The organism is Actinomadura sp. NBRC 104425, assembly GCF_030269545.1.
GTDB lineage: Bacteria > Actinomycetota > Actinomycetes > Streptosporangiales > Streptosporangiaceae > Spirillospora > Spirillospora keratinilytica.
On the sequence record NZ_BSTN01000004.1, the window covers coordinates 73,760 to 93,808 of the forward strand.

The 20,049-nt window shown below is 74.8% G+C and carries 18 protein-coding genes; 13 read left to right on the forward strand and 5 right to left on the reverse strand.

The genetic code is table 11. The features are described from left to right. Positions 1-497 precede the first annotated feature (497 nt). From QSK22_RS08195 to QSK22_RS08205, 3 genes are all read right to left on the reverse strand, one after another. Positions 498-1,259, reverse strand: a complete 762-nt coding sequence (locus QSK22_RS08195) for a peptidoglycan DD-metalloendopeptidase family protein (protein WP_285493404.1) — start codon at positions 1,257-1,259, stop codon at positions 498-500. 38 nt (positions 1,260-1,297) lie between these two features. After that, the gene (locus QSK22_RS08200; protein ID WP_285493405.1) at positions 1,298-2,476 is read right to left on the reverse strand and encodes a DUF8814 domain-containing protein; all 1,179 of its coding nucleotides are present in this window, start codon (positions 2,474-2,476) and stop codon (positions 1,298-1,300) included. A 558-nt stretch (positions 2,477-3,034) separates the two neighbouring features. Next, the gene (locus QSK22_RS08205) at positions 3,035-4,498 is read right to left on the reverse strand and encodes an MFS transporter (RefSeq protein WP_285493406.1); all 1,464 of its coding nucleotides are present in this window, start codon (positions 4,496-4,498) and stop codon (positions 3,035-3,037) included. Positions 4,499-4,601: 103 nt separating this feature from the next. On the opposite strand from QSK22_RS08205, the gene QSK22_RS08210 reads away from it, so the two are divergent. From QSK22_RS08210 to QSK22_RS08220, 3 genes are all read left to right on the forward strand, one after another. After that, entirely contained in the window at positions 4,602-5,150 is a 549-nt protein-coding gene (locus QSK22_RS08210) for a MarR family winged helix-turn-helix transcriptional regulator (protein ID WP_285493407.1), read from the forward strand. 288 nt (positions 5,151-5,438) lie between these two features. Further along, a complete protein-coding gene (locus QSK22_RS08215; protein ID WP_285493408.1) occupies positions 5,439-6,611 on the forward strand; it encodes an AI-2E family transporter in 1,173 nt (390 codons plus the stop codon). A gap of 46 nt (positions 6,612-6,657) precedes the next feature. Further along, a complete protein-coding gene (locus tag QSK22_RS08220; RefSeq protein ID WP_285493409.1) occupies positions 6,658-7,605 on the forward strand; it encodes a DMT family transporter in 948 nt (315 codons plus the stop codon). 5 nt (positions 7,606-7,610) lie between these two features. On the opposite strand, the gene QSK22_RS08225 is transcribed toward QSK22_RS08220, so the two are convergent. Further along, positions 7,611-9,266, reverse strand: coding sequence for an FAD-dependent monooxygenase (locus tag QSK22_RS08225; protein ID WP_285493410.1), 1,656 nt, complete (start codon positions 9,264-9,266; stop codon positions 7,611-7,613). Positions 9,267-9,555: 289 nt separating this feature from the next. On the opposite strand from QSK22_RS08225, the gene QSK22_RS08230 reads away from it, so the two are divergent. The 10 genes from QSK22_RS08230 to QSK22_RS08280 all read left to right on the forward strand — a co-directional run bounded on the left by QSK22_RS08230 (position 9,556) and on the right by QSK22_RS08280 (position 19,115). Further along, positions 9,556-9,927 (forward strand): SchA/CurD-like domain-containing protein, encoded by a 372-nt coding sequence (locus tag QSK22_RS08230; protein ID WP_285493411.1) that lies wholly within the window; start codon positions 9,556-9,558, stop codon positions 9,925-9,927. Between the two features lie 288 nt (positions 9,928-10,215). Then, positions 10,216-10,911 (forward strand): response regulator, encoded by a 696-nt coding sequence (locus tag QSK22_RS08235; protein WP_285493412.1) that lies wholly within the window; start codon positions 10,216-10,218, stop codon positions 10,909-10,911. A 111-nt stretch (positions 10,912-11,022) separates the two neighbouring features. After that, positions 11,023-11,415, forward strand: a complete 393-nt coding sequence (locus QSK22_RS08240; protein ID WP_285493413.1) for a TcmI family type II polyketide cyclase — start codon at positions 11,023-11,025, stop codon at positions 11,413-11,415. After that, positions 11,412-13,085, forward strand: coding sequence for an acetyl-CoA carboxylase carboxyltransferase subunit alpha (locus QSK22_RS08245; RefSeq protein ID WP_285493414.1), 1,674 nt, complete (start codon positions 11,412-11,414; stop codon positions 13,083-13,085). The genes QSK22_RS08240 and QSK22_RS08245 overlap by 4 nt, the downstream gene beginning before the upstream one ends. Then, positions 13,078-13,800, forward strand: a complete 723-nt coding sequence (gene accB / locus QSK22_RS08250) for an acetyl-CoA carboxylase biotin carboxyl carrier protein (RefSeq protein ID WP_285493415.1) — start codon at positions 13,078-13,080, stop codon at positions 13,798-13,800. The genes QSK22_RS08245 and accB overlap by 8 nt, the downstream gene beginning before the upstream one ends. Beyond that, complete coding sequence (locus QSK22_RS08255; RefSeq protein ID WP_285493416.1) at positions 13,772-15,214, forward strand: acetyl-CoA carboxylase biotin carboxylase subunit; 1,443 nt, start codon at positions 13,772-13,774, stop codon at positions 15,212-15,214. Before accB ends, QSK22_RS08255 begins: the two co-directional genes overlap by 29 nt. Next, a complete protein-coding gene (locus QSK22_RS08260; RefSeq protein ID WP_285493417.1) occupies positions 15,174-15,437 on the forward strand; it encodes an acyl carrier protein in 264 nt (87 codons plus the stop codon). The genes QSK22_RS08255 and QSK22_RS08260 overlap by 41 nt, the downstream gene beginning before the upstream one ends. Positions 15,438-15,511: 74 nt before the next feature. Next, the gene (locus tag QSK22_RS33705) at positions 15,512-16,474 is read left to right on the forward strand and encodes a cupin domain-containing protein (RefSeq protein ID WP_352231422.1); all 963 of its coding nucleotides are present in this window, start codon (positions 15,512-15,514) and stop codon (positions 16,472-16,474) included. After that, positions 16,471-17,790, forward strand: a complete 1,320-nt coding sequence (locus QSK22_RS08275; RefSeq protein WP_285493418.1) for a beta-ketoacyl-[acyl-carrier-protein] synthase family protein — start codon at positions 16,471-16,473, stop codon at positions 17,788-17,790. The genes QSK22_RS33705 and QSK22_RS08275 overlap by 4 nt, the downstream gene beginning before the upstream one ends. Continuing rightward, positions 17,787-19,115, forward strand: a complete 1,329-nt coding sequence (locus tag QSK22_RS08280) for a beta-ketoacyl synthase N-terminal-like domain-containing protein (protein ID WP_285493419.1) — start codon at positions 17,787-17,789, stop codon at positions 19,113-19,115. Before QSK22_RS08275 ends, QSK22_RS08280 begins: the two co-directional genes overlap by 4 nt. On the opposite strand, the gene QSK22_RS08285 is transcribed toward QSK22_RS08280, so the two are convergent. Further along, positions 19,086-20,018: a sensor histidine kinase gene (locus QSK22_RS08285; RefSeq protein ID WP_285493420.1), complete on the reverse strand. Its 933-nt coding sequence runs from the start codon at positions 20,016-20,018 to the stop codon at positions 19,086-19,088. The two genes, QSK22_RS08280 and QSK22_RS08285, sit on opposite strands and share 30 nt — an antisense overlap. Positions 20,019-20,049 lie beyond the last annotated feature (31 nt).

Consider the following 20,049-nt stretch of genomic DNA (forward strand, 5'->3'; position numbering starts at 1 on the left):
CGCCCTTCCGCGAGGGTCGACGTCATCCGCGCGCGGGAGGCGACCTGGCTCGGCCGTGCGGGGGACGGCCATCACAGTTGCGGGACAGCGCCGGAATCGCACCGGACTTCGCTCCGTCGCGCGCTCGACCGGTCACGTTATCAGCCGTTCGTCCGTTTCCGACAACGGACGTCCGGCCCCAGCCCATCGCCGCTGGAAGGGGGCGGTGCCCGCGACCGGTGTGCAGGACGCGCGGCAGGGGACGCACCATCGTCGCACGGCGGCCGGCGGCGGTTGGGCCGTCGCGGTCGTCCTCCGGTCCGCCGCCGAGGCTGAGGTGCCCCCGACGGTGGAGGGGGCGCCGAACGCCTCCACCTGGTGGAGCCAAGGGCGCGCAGAGCGGGTCGATCCGGGCGTGGGTTCGCGGGTTCGGCCGCTGCGTCAACGTCAACGGCGGCGGCCGGCTCACCGGGGGTCGCAGCGGTGAGCCGGCCGCCGCCGGTGCGGGGCGCCCGGGATCAGCAGGCGGGGACCACGGGGTTGTCGGATCCGGTGTAGACGTAGGCGTCGGCGACGTACCCGGCGCCGACCTTGTTCCAGATGTCGCTGGTGCCGTACGTGCCGGTGACCGTGGTGCCGCGCCGGTAGCAGGTCAAGAACACCGTTCCGCCGTCGGGCACCGAGCCGATCGCCGAGCTGCCGGTGCTCGCGCCGGACCGGACGGTCAGCGCGGCGCCGGAGGTGTTGACCGTGCCGGACGGGCCGATGCAGGCGTTGCGGCTGGTGTAGTCGGCCGTGCCCCAGTAGGTGATCTGCGTCCCGTTGAACTTGATCTTCTGGTCCACGCCGTTGAGGCGCTCCTCGAAGTGCAGGTGCGGGCCGGTGGAGCCGCCGGAGGTGCCCACGGTGCCGATCTGCTGCCCGGCCGCCACGCTCTGCCCGACCGTGACGAACTCGCCGGACAGGTGCGCGTACCGGGTGCGCCAGCCGCCGCCGTGGTCCAGCTCGATCCACAGCCCGTAGCTGGTGCTGCCGGTGTTCTCCACGCGGGCGACGGTGCCCGCCGCCGACGCGGTGACCGCGTCGCCGTCGTCGTTGGTGCGGTTGAGGTCCACCGAGTTGGCCGGGCTGTGGTTGGTGCGGGTCTGCCCCGACCACACCTGCCCGCAGGGGAACGGCATCTGGAACGTGGGCGCGGCCATCGCCGGGGCGGCGGGCAGCAGTGCCAGGACGGGGGCGGCGGCGAGCAGGACGGCGGTCGAGCGTGCGGGCACTCTCATGGGCGGCTCCGTTTCGTCGGCGGGCGGGGGCGACTGCGTCAGCAGGCGGGGGCCACCGGGTCGTCGGACCCGGTGTAGAGGTAGACGTCGGGAACGAAGTGGCCGGGGCCGATGCGGTTCCACAGGTCGCTGGTGCCGTACGTGCCGGTCACCGTCTGGCCCCGGACGTGGCACTCGACGATGACGTTGGCGTAGTTGGCCGCCAGCCCCACGATGCCGGCGGAGGTGCTGGCGGACGAGCGCACGTTCAATGGCGCGCCGGCGGTGCGGACGATGCCCTTGGGGCCGCTGCCCGTCCACAGGTACGTCACGTTCACCCAGGCGTTGTCGGTGAGCCGCAGCCCGTCCCAGAAGGTGCCGTCGGCGAGGTCGATGCCCGCCGGGTTGGCGACCGTCCGGCCGAACTCGTCCTTGCCGCCGTTGTAGCCGTCCTGGTAGGCGGCCTGGGCCTCGGGCCTGCCCTGGGCCAGGTCCGTCCACATCTGCCGGACCGACGGCGGGTTCCAGTAGTCGTCGCGCGTGTTCCAGGGGCCGACGTCCCACACGGGCGCGTACTCGCAGCGCGAACCCGACGTCGTGCACACGCGCACCGAGTACTCGCCGGCGTTGTTGGACGACAGCCCCCGGCGGGACGGCAGTGCGACGAAGTGGTCCCTGGCGGTGATGACGTGGCCGCTGGCCGTCGTGCCGCCGACCAGGCCCTCGCGGGTGGCGTAGATCCGGTACGTCCGCGCGGCCGCGGCCGCGACCCGGGGCTGCGCGACCTGCTCGCCGGTGAGCCGTACGGACGACACCGCGGGGGAGGCGCCGCCGGGCGCGGTCGACAGCACCACCCGCACCTGGATGCGGCGGGAGGCGGCCGGCAGCACCTCGCCGGCGGGATACCACTCGGTCCATTCGGTGCCGCCCAGGTGCGCCCGCACCTCGACGGTTCCGTCGCCCGTCACCTGCGCACTCACCCGGTTGACCGGTTCGGGCAGGTCTGTGGGGGCGAGGAGGAGCCGTCCGGAGGCGACGGCCCCGTCCAGGGCGGCGGGTCCGGTGCGGGTGTCGCGAAGACGGAGGGCGTGTCCGTCGTGGCGGACGTTGACATCGTCGCCGTCGATGACCGACAGGTCCGGTGCCCAGTCGGTGTCCGCTTCGGCGGTGCCGGGCAGGGCGATGAGGGACGCTGCGACTCCGAGCGCCACGGTTCCCTTGCGGATCAGCGGGAGCATGACCAAGAGCGTGAGCGTGAATGATCGCCTCGGCAAGCGTAAAAGATCTACGAAAGCATTCTTCGTCTTTCGGCTCGCCGTGCACCCGCTCCAGCTAGGAACGTTTCCGAGCGGCCGCCCGCACGGCACGACGGCCACGGCTTTCACCGTGCGGCGCACCGTGCTTAACCGAAGTGCGCCCGCTCGTTCACCGCCGCCCCGGGCCTCCCGCCGAATCAGCGGTCATGATGTTCCCGCGCCGGAAAGGCGATCCGGTGTTTCCCGCCGGGGCCGGCGAGCGCGGACGACTTCGTGCGCGGTTTGGCCGTTCGACCCCTGACCAGGACGCCCACATCGTCGGCATGGCCCGAGCGATCATCGCGTTCGCCGTTGCAGCCGACCGGGAATGGCCACCGAATATGGCCCGTCCGGCCGGGAAGTCCATCGGCAGGGTGACGTATCCGTCTCCCGTCAGGTCGATGGCGTGAGCCGCCGGGACGGGCGGAAGGCGCATCCCGGCGGCCCAGGGCGGCGCGCGGATCGCCGCGCCGGCCCCGGCGGCGTCCCCGGAGCCGCAGGTCAGGCGGCCGCCGCGGCGCGGCGGCCGTGCCGCAGGCCGTGCAGGACCGCGACGACGGCGGTGAAACCGGCGCCGATCGCCGCGAGCACGAAGCACAGCACGTACCCGTGCAGGCTCGGCACCGACGTGCCCCGGATCACGTTGGCGGTGAGCACCGAGGCGGTCGCCGCGCTGGCCGTGCTGCCCCCGGCCGTGCGGACCAGCGAGTTGATGCCGCTGGCGATGCCGCTTTCGTGCATCGGGACGTGCTGCACGGCCAGGGTGCCGAGCGCCGCGTACGCGATGCCGAACCCGACGCCCTGCACGGCGCCGAACACCAGCAGGTCGGCCACCGAGTCGTTGAACAGGGCCAGCCACACGTAGCTGAGCGCGGCGAACACCGAGCCGATCGCCAGCGTGTACGCGGCGCCGAGCCGGGCCTCGAACCGTCCGGCCAGCGCCGAGAAGACCAGCATGGTGGCGGTGCTGGGCAGCATGTACAGGCCGACGTCCAGCACCGAGCCGCTCAGCCCGTAGCCCACCTGCTCCCGGGGCGTCTGCACGAAGTTGGACACCAGGGTGAACGCGGCGAACATCGAGAAGCCGAGCACCAGCGACGCCAGGTTCGCCGACAGCGACCGGGAGCCGACCAGCAGGTTCAGCCGCACCAGCGGCTCGCGGACGGCCAGTTCGACCGCCACCCACACCGCGCACAGCACCGCCGCCGCGGCGAACAGGCCGAGGACCCGGCCCGAGCCCCAGCCCCAGGAGTTGCCCTGGCTGATCCCGAGCAGCAGGCACACCAGCCAGGCGCCGAGCACGAGGGCGCCGAGGACGTCGGGCCTGCCGCCCGTGCGTCCGCCCCCGGACGGGGCGCACGCCGCGACCAGCACCAGCGCGCCCGCGCCGAGCGCGGCCGCCGTCCAGAACACCGGGTGGTGGCTGGTGCTGTGGTCGGCGATCATGCCGGTGAACAGCATGCCGATGGTGCCGCCCACGCCCATCGTCGCGCTGACGACCCCGATCGCGGTGGTGACCCGGTCGGCCGGGAAGGCGTCCCGGATGGTGCCGATGGCCAGCGGGATCAGCGCCGCCGAGGCGCCCTGCAGCGCCCGCCCGGCGATGAGCACGCCGAGCGAGGTTGACAGCGCGCACACCACCGATCCGGCGACCAGCAGCCCCAGCGTCACGATGATCATCTTCTTCTTGCCGTACATGTCGCCGAACCGCGACAGCAGCGGCGTGGCGACCGCCCCGGCCAGCAGCGACGCCGTGAACACCCACGTCACCGCCGACACCGACACATGGAAGGCGGTCATCAGCCGGGGGAGCAGCGGCAGTACGAGCGTCTGCTGCACGGAGACGGCCATCCCCGCGACGGCCAGCGCGAGCAGGGTGAGCCCCGCCGGTGCGCGCGTCGTTTCCGTCTCCGCGTGTTCGGTGAGCTTTACCGGTCCGGTCCCCTTGGTACCGGTGCCTGACATGAGACCTCCTGCCGGACGGCTGGAGCGCCGGGGTGGGCGCGGACGATCCGCGGGCGCACGATAACTTGCTTTAGTTAAGCAAATAATTCGTAGGATGGGGGACATGTCCGCACAACGGTCCGTCCAAGCCGCCGAATCCGCCCGGCCCGACCCGCGCGCCGGGGAGTCCGCGGTGCCGGCCGACGTGATGAAGATCGAGCGCGCGCTGGCCCGCTTCTCCCACCTGCTCAACCGCAGCCGCCGGCACGGCACGGTGGCGGCCGAGGCCGGGATTCCGGTCGACCGGGCGGCCGTCCCGGTGCTGCGGCTGCTGTCCGACACCGAGCCGCTGCGCCTCGGGGAGGTGGCCGGCCGGCTGGGGGTCGAACCGTCGCACGTCACCCGGCAGGTGCAGCGGCTGGCCAAGGCGGGGTACGTGGAGCGCCTGCCCGACCCCGACGACCACCGCGCCTTCCGCGTCGGGCTGACCGCCCGGGGACGCGACGCGGCCGACCGCATCCGCCGGGTGGGCCGGCAGTGGATGAGCGACGCGCTCGCCGGATGGCCGCCGCCGCAGCGCGAGATGCTCGCCGTCCTGTTCAACCGCATGGTCGACGACTTCCTCGCATACTCCGAGCATCGGCAGATGCCCTGCTGCGAGTGCCCGCGCTGAGCCACCCGCGCTGAGCCACCCGCGCTGAGCCACCCGCGCTGAGCCACCCGCGCTGAGCCACCCGCGCTGAGCCACCCGCGCTGAGCCACTTGCACCGGGGGCGCGGCCCGCTCGCCGTGCGGCGCATGGCCCGCCTCGTCCCGTCGTCCGGCCGCTCCGGCTGAGTGCGGCGCCCGGGGGAAGGCGGCACGGCCGTCCGCCCGGTCCCGGGTTTCCCGGCCGCGGCAAGGGGCACGCTGCTGGCTGGACCGGCCGCCTCTCGGCATCGGCGGCGGTCGAGGCGGGGCCGTGAACGAGGATCGCAGGAACGACGACATGCGCGCGGAGGGGGCACGGCAGGTGCCGCCGTCGCTGGTCACGGCAGCCGGCTTCGGTTGGCGGCTGCTCGTCCTCGCCGCCGTGGGCTACGGGCTGGTATGGATCTGCACCAGGCTCACCATCGTGGTGCTCCCGATCATCGTTGCGCTGCTGCTGTGCGCGCTGCTGCACCCGGTCACGGCGTGGCTCGGCCGGCGGGGGCTGCCGCCGCTGGCCGCCACCTGGATCACCCTGCTGCTGTCGCTGGTCGTGCTCGGCGGGGTCGGCACGTACATCGTCGTCGAGGCGAACGCGCAGTTCCCCCGGCTGGTCACCGAGGTGCAGCAGACCGGCCGTGAGGTGCAGCGCTGGCTGGTCGAGGGGCCGCTGCACCTGAAGACCTCGCAGCTGCAGCGGTACGTGGACGAGGGCGTGAAGTACCTGGAGACCCGCCGCGGCGAGCTGGCCAGCACCGCGGTCCAGGCCGGGCGGCTGACCGTGGAGATCCTGGTCGCCTTCATCTTCATGCTGTTCGTCCTGTTCTTCCTGCTCAAGGACGGGCGCCGGATCTGGGACTGGCTGATCAGCGGGCTCGGGTCCTACCGGGCGCGGGTGGACCGCGCGGGCCGCGCGGCCTGGCGGGCGCTGTCGCAGTACGTCCACGGCACCGTCACGGTGGCCGCCATCAACGCCGTGGTGCTGGCGATCGTGCTGACGGTGCTGGGCGTGCCGCTGGTCGCCCCGCTCGCGGTGATCATCTTTGTGGGCAGCTTCATCCCCATCGTCGGCATCCTGGTGAGCGGCACCCTCGCCGTCGCCGTCACCTTCAGCGCCAAGGGCCTGTGGGCGGCGGTGATCTTCCTCGGCATCCTGCTCGTCGAGCAGCAGATCGAGGGGCACCTGCTGCATCCGCTGGTGGTCGGGCGCTGGGTGCGGCTGCACCCGCTGGGGATCATCGTGGCGCTCACCGTCGGCGGCGTCCTCGCCGGGATCCCCGGCGCCGCCCTTGCCGTCCCCCTGACCGCCGTCGTCTACCGCGCCTGGCCCGCCCTGCGCGCCGCACCCGAACCCGCCCCCGCCGCCCTGGCCAAAACCGGCCAGGCCCCCTCCGACGCGGAGGACATGGCCCGCACCCGGGATGATCCGCCCGGGCACGACGGTTGATACCTGTCGGTGGGTTTGTCGGGTAGGGGGTTCGGGAGGTGGGGCCGTGGCGTCCGAGGCCGCGTGCACCGGGGATCCGGCGGAGGGCGTCCAGGGGCGGCGCCGCGGGTGGACGGTCGGCCGGGCGGCGGCGTCCGCGGTGCCGGTGGCGTTCGTCCCGATTTGGAGCAGCGGCTACATCGCCGGGACCATCGGCGCGCGCACCGGGCCGACACTGGCGCTGGTGGCGTGGCGGTTCGTCCTGGCGGCGGCGGTGCTGGGCCTGATCGCCGCGGCGATGCGGGCGCCCTGGCCGCGCGGCCGCGCCGTGTACGCGCACCTGCTGGTCAGCGGCGTGCTGCTGCAGACCGTCCAGCTCGGCGGGGTGTTCCTCGGCCTCGGGCGCGGGGTCCCGGCGGGCCTGTCGTCCCTGATCCTCAGCGCGTGCCCGCTGGTGGTCGCCGCCGCGGCGGTGCCGCTGTTCGCCGAACGGCTGACGGCCCGGCAGTGGGCCGGGCTGGTGGTCGGGCTGCTCGGCGTGCTGGTCGCGGTGAGCGGCCGGCTGTCGGGCGGCGGCGACCTGACCGGGTACGCCTTCACCGGCCTGGCGCTGGCCGGCCTGGCGGCAGGCACGCTCTACCAGAAGCGGTTCGGGCACTCGGTGGACCTGCGCACCGGCACGACCGTGCAGCTGCTGGGCGCCGCGGCCGCCTGCCTGCCGCTGGCGGCCGCGTACGGCGGGCTGGACCTGCCGATGACGGCGGCGGCGCTGGGCTCGCTGGCGTGGCTGGCGACGGTCAACTCGATCGCCGCGCTGCTGCTGCTGTTCGTCCTGCTGCGGCGCAGTTCCGGCGGGGCGGCGACGAGCCTGCTCTACCTCGTCCCGCCCGTGACCGCGCTGCTGGCCGTGCCGATCCTCGGCCAGGACGTCACCGCCGGCGTCGCCGCCGGGATGGCCGTGTCCGCCGTCGGCGTCCTGCTGGTCACCGTCGGCGAACGCCGCCCGGCGGACTGACCGGTTCAGCGCGACGCCGCGGCCGGGCGGCGCGGCAGGAGCGAGGTGCGGCCGGTGACCTGGGCCAGGGCGGCCTCGACCGCTTCGGCGGCGTCCGGCGGGTAGGATCCGGTCCGCCAGGCGACGAAGCCGTCCGGACGGGCCAGCAGCGCGCCCCGGGCGCCGATGCCGACGTCCTCGTGCCATGTCCCGGACGGGTCGGCCAGGTCCGCCGAGCCGACCCGGTACACGTTGAGCGGCACGCCGAGGCGGGCGGCCGCGGCCCGCGCGGCCTCCTGCCAGCCGGGCGCGTCCGGCCCGGCGAACAGGGTGAACCGGGAGCCGATCAGGTCCAGGGTGGAGGTCTCGGCGCCGTCCAGCCGCAGCCACCGGTGCGGGATCCGCGAACCGGGCGTGCCGTCGAGCAGTTCGGTGATGTCCTCCAGCGACGGCAGGTCCCGGCCGCCGCCGACGACCGCCGACGACGCGTACCGGTACCCCAGGTGCACGACGGGCGCGCCGGCCGCGCCCGCCGCCGCCCGCTCGGCCACGGCGCCGGGGCTCCAGTGCAGCCGGGGGTTGCGGTGCCGCAGCAGCGCCTGCTCCATGGTGAACGCGGCGACCGGACGGCGCTCGGCGTCGTAGCTGTCCAGCAGCGCGGCGCCGGCCTGGTCGTGCAGCACGGCGGCCAGCTTCCACGCCAGGTTGTGCGCGTCGGCGATGCCGGAGTTCAGCCCGAACGCGCCCTGCGGCGGGACGGTGTGCGCCGCGTCCCCCACCAGGAACACGCGGCCGTCCTGGAAGCGGCGCGCCACGCGGGCGGTCGGCCGCCACGGCAGCGCGCTGAGCACCTCGACCTCCAGGTCCGGCGCCCCGACCGCGGTGCGGATCAGCCACCGGCAGCGCTCCTCGTCGTACCGCTCCCCGTCGTCGGCGATCACGTGCAGCGCCCACCGCCGCCGGCCGTCGAGGGCGGCCAGGCGCCCGGTGGCGTCCGGATGGGTGATGTCGGTCAGCACCGGCACCCGCGGGACGACGGCGGTCAGGTCCGCGCGGAACAGGATGTTGAGGGTGCGGCGGCCGACCCGCCCGGGGCCGTCGCAGCCGATGCCGAGCAGCCCGCGGACCGTGCTGCCCGCACCGTCGGCGGCCACCAGGTAGTCGGCGCGGACCCGCCGCTCGCCCGCGGGGCCGCGCACTGCCGCCGTCACGCCGTCGGCGTCCTGCCGCAGGCCGGTCAGCTCCGTGCCGAACGTCACCGTCGCGCCGCGCTCGGCCGCCGCAGGCAGCAGCACCGCGTCCAGGTGGTCCTGCGGGCAGCTGCCGGGGACCGGCGCGGGCGTCAGCAGGTCGGACGGCCCGCCGACGGCCAGCATGGGATGGGTCTCCGGCACGGTGCACTCGGCCGGGGCGGTCCGCAGCTCGGCGAGCGTGCGGACGGTGCGCCGCCAGATCCGGTCGGCGGGCACGTAGCACTCCTTCTCCACGGCCTGCTGCAGGCCGACCTCGCGCATCAGCTCCAGCGTGCGCCCGCTGAGCCCGGTGGCGCGCGGATGGTCCGACGGTGCCGCGCGCCGCTCCACCACCAGCGCGCGGACCCCGTGATGGCCGAGGAATACGGCCATGGCCAGGCCCACCGTGCCCCCTCCCGCGATCAGAACCGGCACCTGCGTCTCGCCCATGATGTCCCCCTTCGACTACGCTCAGCGTATGTTCAATTACATAAAGCGACATCATGGGATAGTCCATCAGCAGGTCGGCGCGCGCCGCCCGCACGTCCGGGCCGGTGCGCGGTCTCTTCACTGTGTCTGTTCACCGTGTCTCTGTCTCTTCGCGGCGTCTCCTCACCGAGGGCGACGTCCCCCTCGCGCAGCGGAGACGCATGTTCATCCGGCCGATGGGAGACAGCGCACACCGTCGCAGCGAAGGATGTGACGCACGGAGAGCATCCGATTGCAGAGGGGGGACGCCATGCAACGCCACGCGGTCATGTTCCGGATCAAGCCGGGCAGCCAGGACGCCGTGCGCAAGCTGATGTCGGGGTACCGGGCCCCGCGGCAGCTGGCCGACGGCAAGTCACGGCTGATCAGCACGTCGGTGTTCATGAAGGACGACATCGTGGTGCGGATGATCGAGATCGAGGGGGACCTGCCGACGCTGATGCGGCACCTGTCCCAGGACCCCAACATCCAGAAGCTGGAACGCGAACTGGAGCGGCACCTGGCCGAGAAACGCGACATGAGCACGCCCGAAGGGGCGGCCGAGTACTTCCGCAAGGCGATGATGGAGACCGTCACGACCCGTATGGCGCCGCCGCCCGAGCCTGCGCTCAGCGGCCACTGACGGCGCCGTACCGGCGTCCGGACGCTCCGGCGGAAAGGGCGCCGGTGCCGCTTTCCGTGCCCCGGGGAGAAGGCCGCTTGATGATGATCGCCGGGGAAGTGGCCCGCCCTTGGGGAACACATGGGAATTCAGCGGGCGCTCGGCGGTATATGTCCATTGCCGCACGACGTGCCGAGCCGCCGGACCATCGCCGCCCCGGCGCGCGGACATCGATCGGCGGGCTCGCGTCCGGCGGCGCTCCCCGCTTTCACCGTCATTTCGCGGTGCCCTGGAACGGAGGCGCAGGCAGTGGAACCCGTGCGCGTGCTGATCGCCGACGACCAGCCGCTGGTGCGCGAGGGGCTGCGGGCCACCCTCGCCCAGGCGGACGGCATCCGGATCGTCGGGGAGGCGTGCGACGGGCTGGACGCGGTGCGGCTGGCCCAGGCGACGCGTCCGCGAGTGGTGCTGATGGACATCCGCATGCCGGGCCTGGACGGCCTTGAGGCCACCCAGCGTCTGTGCGGCCCGGACGGCGTGCCCGGCGTGCGGATCATCATGCTCACCATGTTCGACCAGGACGAGCACGTCTTCGCCGCGCTGCGCGCCGGGGCCGGCGGGTTCCTGCTCAAGGACGTGCCCGGCGAGAAGATCGTCGAGGCGGTGCGCGTGGTGGCCGCCGGGGACGCATTGCTGGCCCCGGCCGTCACCCGCCGACTGATCGCCGAGTTCGCCCGGCGCCCGACCGTCACACCCGCCTCGGCGGCCGCGCTGGACGGGCTGACCGCCCGCGAGACCGACGTGTGGAAGCTGCTGGTGCGCGGCTACGGCAACGAGGAGATCGCCCGGCTGCTCTCCCTCGGGGAGAGCACCGTGAAATCGCACGTGCAGCACCTCTACCAGAAACTCGGCGTTCGCGACCGCGTCCAGCTGGTCATTCACGCCTACGAGTGCGGATTGCTGCGCCCGGGCGTCGCGATGACCTCCGCCGAGCGGATGAGCTGACCGCCCCGCGGGGGACGCGGCAATTCAGGTCGGCGTGGGAAGACGCGGATGAAATGCCGCCCTAAAGTGATGGGCGTCGTGTTTTTTCAATGAAATCGGGAGTGAGCCGCCGTGTCTGATCGGACCCTCATCGTCGCCCGTCTCAAACCCGGCGGGGCCGACGGCGTCGCCCGGCTTTTCGCCGAGTCGGACGCGTCGGAACTGCCCCGGGCGCTGGGCGTCGTCCGGCGCCACCTCTACCAGTTCCACGGACTGTATTTCCATTACGTCGAATTCGCGGGGGACGCGCGGGCGGCGGTGGAGAGCGCCCGCGGGCGCGCCGACTTCAGGCGGCTCAGCGACGACCTGCAGGACTACGTGATGGCCTACGACCCGGCGACGTGGCGGGCGCCCAAGGACGCCATGGCCGAGGAGTTCTACCGGTGGACGCCGGAGGAGGGCCCGCAGGGGCCCGCGCTGCGCGGGTCCGCGCCGCCCGGCGCCGCCGTGCGGGGGAACGGATGAAGGGCGGCGCCCCGGCCGCCTCGGACAGGCGCGCCCAGGTCGCCGGACGCTGGGTGCGGTGTGCGGGCTGCGGCGCGACCGTGTACGTCCCCAGGCTGACCAGGGCGCTGGGCGTGTGCCCGGACTGCGGGCATCACCACCGCCTGCGCGCGGCCGAGCGCCTCGGCCACCTGCTCGACCCGGGGTCGTTCGCCGCCGCGCCCGACCGCTTCCGCGGCGCCGACCCGCTGGGCTTCCGCGACCGGATGCCCTACCCGCAGCGGCTGGCGCGGGCCAGGGAGAGCACCGGCCTGGACGACGCGGTCGTCCGCGGCCGCGGCACCGTGCAGGGCATGCCGGTCGTCGCGGCCGTCATGGACTTCGCGTTCATGGGCGGCAGCATGGGCTCGGCGGTCGGCGAGGCGGTGACGCGGGCGGCCGAGGAGGCGCTGGCGACCCGCACGCCGCTGCTGCTCGTGGTGGCCTCCGGCGGCGCCCGCATGCAGGAGGGCTGCCTGTCGCTGATGCAGATGGCCAAGACCGCGCAGGCGGTCCGCGCCTGCGCGCGCGCCGGGGTGCTGACGGTGAGCGTGCTGACCGACCCGACCTTCGGCGGGGTCACCGCGTCGTTCGCCACGCTGACCGACGTCGTGCTGGCCGAGCCGCGCGCCCTGATCGGGTTCGCCGGGCCGCGGGTGATCGAGTCGGCCACCGGGCGGGCGCTGCCCGAGGGCTTCCAGACCGCCGAGTACCTGCGCGAGCACGGCATGGTGGACCGCGTCGAACCGCGTGCGAACCTGCGCCCGGTGCTGGCCCGCCTGCTGTCGCTGTGCGCGCCGCGCGCCGCGGACGCCGGGCGGTACGAGGCGCCGCGGCGGCCGGACGCGCCGGAGCGCGACGCCTGGCAGACCGTGCGGTTCGCCCGCGACATCAACCGTCCCACCACGCTGGACTACATCGGCATGATGTGCACCGACTTCGTCGAGCTGCACGGCGACCGGCTGCACGGCGACGACCCGGCGGTCGTGGGCGGCCCGGCCCGGCTCGGCGGCCGCAACGTCATGGTCGTCGGCCACCAGAAGGCGCACGACACCGCCGGCCTGGTGGCCCGCAACTTCGGCATGCCGCATCCCGAGGGCTACCGCAAGGCGGTGCGGCTGATGCGGCTGGCCGAGCGGCTCGGCCTGCCCGTCGTCACCCTGGTCGACACGCAGGGCGCGGCGGCGGGAGTGGGCGCCGAGGAGCGCGGCCAGGCGTGGGCGATCGCCGAGTCGATCGCCGCGATGGCCGAGCTGACCGTGCCGGTCGTCGCCACCGTGATCGGGGAGGGCGGCAGCGGCGGGGCGCTCGCGCTGGCCGTGGCCGACCGGGTGCTGATGCTGGAGCACGCCTGCTACTCGGTGATCAGCCCGGAGAGCTGCTCGGTGATCCTGTGCGGGGATCCGGGCCGGGCGGCGGAGATGGCCGGGGCGCTGCGCCTGACCGCGCCGGAGCTGCTGCGGCTGGGCGTCGCCGACGGCGTGGTGCCCGAACCCGGCGGCGGGGCCCAGCATGCGCCCGAGGACGCCGCCGACGCACTGAAGGCGGCCGTGCTGGCCGCGCTGCACGAGCTGGACGGGCTGGACGGGGCCGAACTGGTGGCCCGCCGTCACGCCCGCTTCCGCGACCTGGGGGTGGTCGCCGATGTCTGAACACTTCGCACACGCCGCGGCGGACGACGCGCGGCGCGCCGCCGGGAACGGCATGGTCAAGGACCGTTCCCGGGGGGACGTGACGCACGGTGGCAACGGGGCGGCCCCGTCCCGGGACCCGGCCCCGAACGGCGTGGGCGGCGGCCCGTCCGGGCACGGGAACGGCGCCGCCGGGGAACTGCACCGCGGCGGCCTGGCCGGAATCCGGCCCGACCGGGAGGGGCTGCTGCGCGCCCTGCGCGAGGAGGTCGCCTGCCTGGTCGGCACCGTGCCCGGGCCGCTGGCGCGGCTGGCGGTGAGCGCCGGCGACTGCTCGTTCGAGATCACCTGGGGGCCCGCCGAAGGGCCCGCCCCGCGCGGCGCGGACGGCGAGGCGGCCGCCGCGGGCGCGGTGCCCGCGCCGGCCGGGCCGGCCGACCCCGCGGACGCCGCCGAGGAGCTGGCGACCTGTACCGCGCCGCTGGTCGGCACGTTCTACCGGTCCCCGGCGCCGGGCGAGCCGCCGTTCGTGGAGGTCGGCGACCGGGTGGAGGCCGGGCAGCCGGTCGGGATCGTGGAGGCGATGAAGCTGATGAACGAGATCCCGGCGGAGTGCTCGGGCGAGGTCGTGGACGTGGTCGTCCCCGACGCCGCCCCGGTCGAGTTCGGCCAGCCGCTGGTGCGCATCCGCCCCGACCACCGCTGCGATGACCGTCCCGACCGGCGGCGGGACTGACCGGGGGCCCGCGGTGTTCCAGAAGATCCTCATCGCCAACCGCGGCGAGATCGCCGTGCGCATTGCCCGCACCTGCCGGGAGATGGGCATCGCCACCGTCGCGGTGCACTCCACGGCCGACCGGGACGGCCGCGCCGCGGCGTACGCCGACGAGACCGTGCAGATCGGCCCGCCGCCGGCGCGGCGCAGCTACATGTACGTGCCCGCGATCATCGAGGCGGCGCGGCGCACCGGCGCCGACGCGATCCACCCCGGCTACGGGTTCCTGTCGGAGGACCCCGACTTCGCCCGGATCTGCGCCGAGCACGGCATCGCGTTCATCGGCCCGCCGCCCGAGGTCATGGAGGTCGCGGGCGACAAGGCCCGGGTGCGCGGCCTGCTGGCCCGCGCCGGGCTGCCGGTGCTGCCCGGCAGCGACGGCACGCCGGCGGCCCTCGACGAGGCCCTGGAGGTGGCCCGGTCCGTCGGCTACCCGGTGATCGTCAAGGCGGCCGCGGGCGGCGGGGGACGCGGCATCGCGGTGGCCGGCACGCCGGCCGAGCTGCGCCGCGCCTACCGGGAGACCACGGCGGTCGCCCGCACCGTGTTCGGATCGGGCGAGGTCTACCTGGAGCGGTACCTGCCCGCCGCCCGGCACGTCGAGGTGCAGCTGCTGTGCGACGCGCACGGCGCGGCGGTCCACCTGGGCGAGCGCGACTGCTCCCTGCAGCGGCGCCGGCAGAAGCTGATCGAGGAGGCGCCGTCCCCGGGGCTGTCGCCGCACCTGCGCGCCCGGCTGGGCGAGTACGCGGTCACCGCCGCCCGCGCGCTGGGCTACCAGGGCGCCGGGACGGTGGAATTCCTCGTCGACCCCTCCGGACGGCCCACGTTCATGGAGGTGAACGCGCGGATCCAGGTCGAGCACCCGGTCACCGAGATGGTCACCGGCCTGGACCTGGTCCGCGAGCAGATCCGCATCGCGGCGGGGGAGCGGCTCGCGCTGACCCAGCGGGACGTGCGGCTCACGGGCTGGGCGATCGAGTGCCGCATCAACGCCGAGGACCCCGACGCCGGCTTCCGGCCCACGCCCGGGGTGCTGGAGGTGTTCCGCCCGCCCGGCGGGCCCGGGACGCGCGTCGACTCGGGCTTCGCCCAGGGCGACCGGGTGCCCTCCGACTACGACTCGCTGATCGCCAAGCTGGTCGTCTGGGCGCCCACCCGGGACCAGGCCGTCGCCCGCGCCGACCGGGCCCTGGCCGAGTTCGCCGTCGGCGGTCCCGGCGTGGCGACCACCGTCCCGCTGCTGCGCGAGCTGCTGGCGCATCCGGAGTTCGCCGCGGGACGGCACCACACCAACCTCGTCGACCAGATGACCCGTCCGAAAGGAGACAGCGATGTCCGAGAAGACGACGTCCGCACCGGTGCTCACCGATGACGACGTCCAGACGCTGCTGCGCGCGGTGGGCGCGCCCGCCGGCGTGACGGCCGGCGACCACGGCCGGTCCTTCGAGGAGCTGGGCCTGGACTCGCTGGCGCGCTTTGAGATCGCCAGCCGGATCAAAAAGCGCTACGGCGTGGACATCGAGGACGACATCACCGCCGAGACCAGCCCCGCCGGAGTGCGCGACCTGGTCAACGGCAGGCTCGCCGGGGCCTGAGGCTCCCGCGGGGCCCGCCCGGACCCCGCGGCACGCGCGCGGCCCCGCGAACGGGCCCGCAGAGGGAGGACGACATGATCGGCACCACCGACAACTCGATCGTCATCGACGCGCCCGCCGGGTACGTCTTCGCCAGGACCAACGACGTGCGCGGCTGGCCGGACCTGTTCACCGAGTACGCCGCCGTGGAGGTGCTCGAGGAGGAGGAGCACGCCGTCACCTTCCGGCTCACCATGCACCCCGACGAGAACGGCAAGGCCTGGTCGTGGGTGTCGCGCCGGGAGTGGGACCCGCGCACCCGCACCGTGCGGGCCCGCCGCCTGGAGACCGGCCCGTTCGAGTTCATGGACATCATCTGGACGTTCGAGGAGCTGGAGCCCGACCGCACCCGGATGCGCTGGGTGCAGCACTTCCGCATGAAGCCGGACGCGCCCGTGGACGACGAGTGGATGACCGGCAACATCAACCGCAACTCCGTCGAGCAGATGCGGATCATCAAGGAGCGGCTGGAGGCGCGGCGCAGCACGGTCGTGGGGCTGGACGACGTACCGTCCAACACCCGGCGCGGCGGCGACATGCGCACGCTGCTGGCGCCGAGCACCATCGGGTCGGCGTTCGGGTTCGGCGGGGCGGTGCGCCTGCGCCCGGGCGAGCGGACCCGCGAGCACTACCACCCGTACTCGGAGGAGTTCCTGTTCGTCGCCTCCGGGGAGATGCGCGTCGAGCTGGACGGGCGGGCCGCGACCGTCGGCGCGGGGCAGGCGCTGCTCGTCCCGCGCGGCGTGCGGCACCGCGTGACCGGCGGCGACAGCGAGTCGCTGGTGGTGTTCCACCTGAGCCCCCTGGCGCCGCGTCCCGACCTCGGCCACGTCGACACCGAGGACGAGCCGGCCGCCGCGGGCAAGGCCGCGCCCGCCGCGGCGCCCGCCGGGCCGGGGCACGCCGAGGCGGGGCATGCCAAGCCCGCCGCCAGGGCCGAGTCCGGGCGGGCGAGCGCGAAGACGCACCTGAAGCCGCGCGTGAAGGAGACGTCGTGAGACCTGACAAGGGCGCGGGGAGGCGTTCGCGTCCCGCCTCCGGGCCGCGGCGCACCGTCGTCACGGGCATCGGCGTCGTGGCGCCGGGCGGCGGCGACCGCGAGGAGTTCTGGCGGCGGATCGTCAACGGCAAACCGGCCATCCGGCGCATCACCTTCTTCGACCCCGCGCGGTTCCGCTCCCAGGTGGCGGCCGAATGCGACTTCGTGCCCGCCCACTACGGGCTGACACCCCGGGAGGTGCGCCGCACCGACCGGTTCGTGCAGATGGCGATGGCCGCCGCCGACGAGGCGATGGCCGACAGCGGTCTCGATCCGCAGGCCGTGGACACCGAACGGATGGGCGTGTCGCTCGGCACGGCCACCGGCGCCGCCGGGACGCTGGAGGACGAGTACGTCGTCGCCAGCGACCACGGCAGGCACTGGGTGGTCGACGCCGAGCACGTCATGCCGTTCCTGTACCAGGCGCTGGTGCCGTCCAGCGGCGCCAGCGAGCTGGCGGTGCGCTACGGCGCGCACGGACCCGCCGCAGTGATCTCCACCGGGTGCACCGCGGGCATCGACGCCATCGGGCACGCGCACCGGCTGATCGTCGACGGCGAGGCCGACGTGATGGTGGCGGGGGCGTCGGAGGCGCCGGTCACGCCGTTCTCGGCCGCCGCGTTCGACGCGATCCGGGCGACCACCCCGCACAACGACGACCCGGAGGGCGCGTCGCGGCCGTTCGACGCCGACCGGAAGGGGTTCGTGCTCGGCGAGGGCTGCGCGGTGCTGGTGCTGGAGGAGCTGGCGCACGCCCGGGCCCGCGGCGCCGAGATCTACTGCGAGGTCACCGGGTACGGCTCGCGCGCCAACGCCTTCCACATGACCGGGCTGCGGCCCGACGGCCTGGAGCTGGCCGAGGCCATCGCCGACGCCATGCGGCAGGCCCGGCTCGACGGCGCCGACCTGGGGTACATCAGCGCCCACGGGTCCGGCACCAAGATGAACGACCGGCACGAGACCGCCGCCTACAAGCGCGCGCTGGGCCACTCCGCCTACCAGGTGCCGATCAGCTCCATCAAGTCGGTGGTGGGGCACTCGCTCGGCGCGATCGGGTCGATCGAGATGGCCGCGTGCGCGCTGGTGATCCAGCGCGGGGTCATCCCGCCGACCGCCAACCTGCACACCCCGGACCCCGACTGCGACCTGGACTACACGCCGGTCACGGCCCGGGAGGCCCGGGTGGACCACGCGCTGTCGGCGGGCAGCGGCTTCGGCGGCTTCCAGTCCGCCATGATCTTCTCCCGGCTCGCCGGCGGCCGGGCGGACTCATGAGCGCCGAAGGCGGCCGCACGGCCGCGACCCTCGCCCGCCGGCGGGCCCGCGGGCCCGCCGGCGCGGACGGCGGCGCGGACGGCGCCCGCACGACCGTGATCAGCGGGATCGGCGTGGTCGCGCCGACCGGCATCGGCGTGGCCGAGCACTGGGCGGCGACCCTGCGCGGCACGTGCAGGCTGGCGCCGATCACCGCGTTCGACACCGCGGAGCTGCCGATCCACGTGGCCGGGCTGGTGACCGGGTTCGATGCCGAACGGCTCGTCCCCGACCGGCTGCGGGTGCAGACCGACCGGTGGACGTGGATGGCGCTGGCCGCCGCCGAGATGGCGCTGGCCGACGCGCGGCTGGACCCGGCCGCCGAGGACGACCCGTACGCCCTGGGCGTGCTGACCTCCAGCGCGTCCGGCGGCAACGAGTTCGGCCAGCGGGAGATCCAGGCGCTGTACGCGCAGGGCCCGCAGGACGTCACCGCCTACCAGTCGATCGCCTGGTTCTACGCCGCCAGCACCGGCCAGCTGTCGATCCGGCACGGCATCAAGGGGCCGTGCGGCGTCATCGTGTCCGACGGCGCCGGCGGCATCGACGTGATGGCGCAGGCCCGGCGGCTGATCCGGCGCGGCACCGAGGCGGTGCTGGCGGGCGGCACCGAGGCGCCGCTGTCCCCGTACGCGATCACCTGCCAGGGGACGCCGGAGATGAGCGGCGGGCGCGACCCGCGCACCGCCTACCGCCCGTTCGCGCGGTCGGCGACCGGCGCGGTGCCCGGCGAGGGCGGCGCGATCCTGGTCATGGAGGAGCGCGAACGGGCGCTGCGCCGCGGCGCGCCCACCATCTACGCCGAGCTGGCCGGCACCGCGTCCACCCACGACGCGCACCGGCCCGCGGGGCCGCCGCCCGACCACCGGCAGCTCGCCCGGGCGATGCGCCTGGCCATCGAACGCGCCGGGCTCACCCCGCAGGACGTGGACGTGGTGTTCGCCGACGGGGCGGGCGACCCGGCGCGCGACGCGCTGGAGGCCGCGGCGATCCACGAGGTGTTCGCGCACGCCGTCGGGTCCGTCCCGGTGACGGTGCCCAAGACCATGACGGGGCGGCTCGGCTCGGGCGCCGGCGTGCTCGACGTGGCCTGGGCGGCGCTGGCGCTGCACCACGACACGATCCCGCCGTCGGTCAACCTGGACGGCGAGGACTGCTACGGCCTGGACCTGGTCACCGAGCCCCGCGAGCGCGCCGCGCTGCGCCACGCGCTGGTGGTGGCGCGCGGGTCGGGCGGGTTCAACGCCGCCGCCGTGCTACGGGCGGTGCGCCATGACGTCGGATGACGCCCCGCCCGCCGCTTCGCCCGGCCCGTTGCCCGGCGCGCCGGCCCCGGAGCCGGCGGGGAGGCCGGACAGGGCGCCGGACGGGGCGCCGGACGGGGCGCCGGGCGGGCGGCGCGCGGCGGGCAGCGGCAGCCGGGCGCGCACCAGGAACCCGTCGCCGGGCGGCCGCCCGAAGGTGAACGAGCCGCCCCGCGCGGTGACCGTCTCGACCAGGCCGCGCAGCCCCTGCCCGCCGGGACCGGCCCAGCCCTCCCCGGGCGGCCGCCCGCCCTCGTCGGTCACGGTGATGCGCAGCTCGTCGCCGTACTCGATCAGCACGCGCAGCCTGCCGCCGCCGTGCTTGAGCGCGTTGGCCAGGCTCTCCTGCACGACGTGCAGCGCGGTGGTGCGCAGGTCGAGCGGCAACGGTGGCTCGCGCCCGGTCACCTCCAGCTCGACCGCGCGCCCGTCGGGCATCCGCCCGACCAGCTCGGCGGCCCGCTGCGACAGCAGCCAGCCGCCGGGCTCGGGGGCGCCGCGCAGCGTGCCGATGATCTGCCGCATGTCCCGCAGCGTCGCCTGGGCGGTCTCGTCGATCAGCCGGGCCACCGACTGCGCCTGCGCGCTGACCGCCGGCAGCCGCCGCGAGTGCATGGCGATGACGACCAGCCCGTGCCCGACCGCGTCGTGCAGCTCGCGGGCGATGCGCCGGCGTTCGCGCTGCACGGCCAGGGCGACCTCGTCGGCAGGCCCCCGGCAAAGGCGGCCGTACCGGTGCACCACCCGGTGCCCCAGCGCCGCCCCCGCCAGCGCGCCGATCGCCGCGCCCCCCGCCACCAGGACGATCGGGTGGCGGACCCATCGGGCGGGTGCCCGCGCGGTGCGCCCGCCGCTCGCGCGCGGCGCCGTCCGCGGCCGCGTCACGGCCCCGTGTCCCTGGTCAACTCGCCCCCGA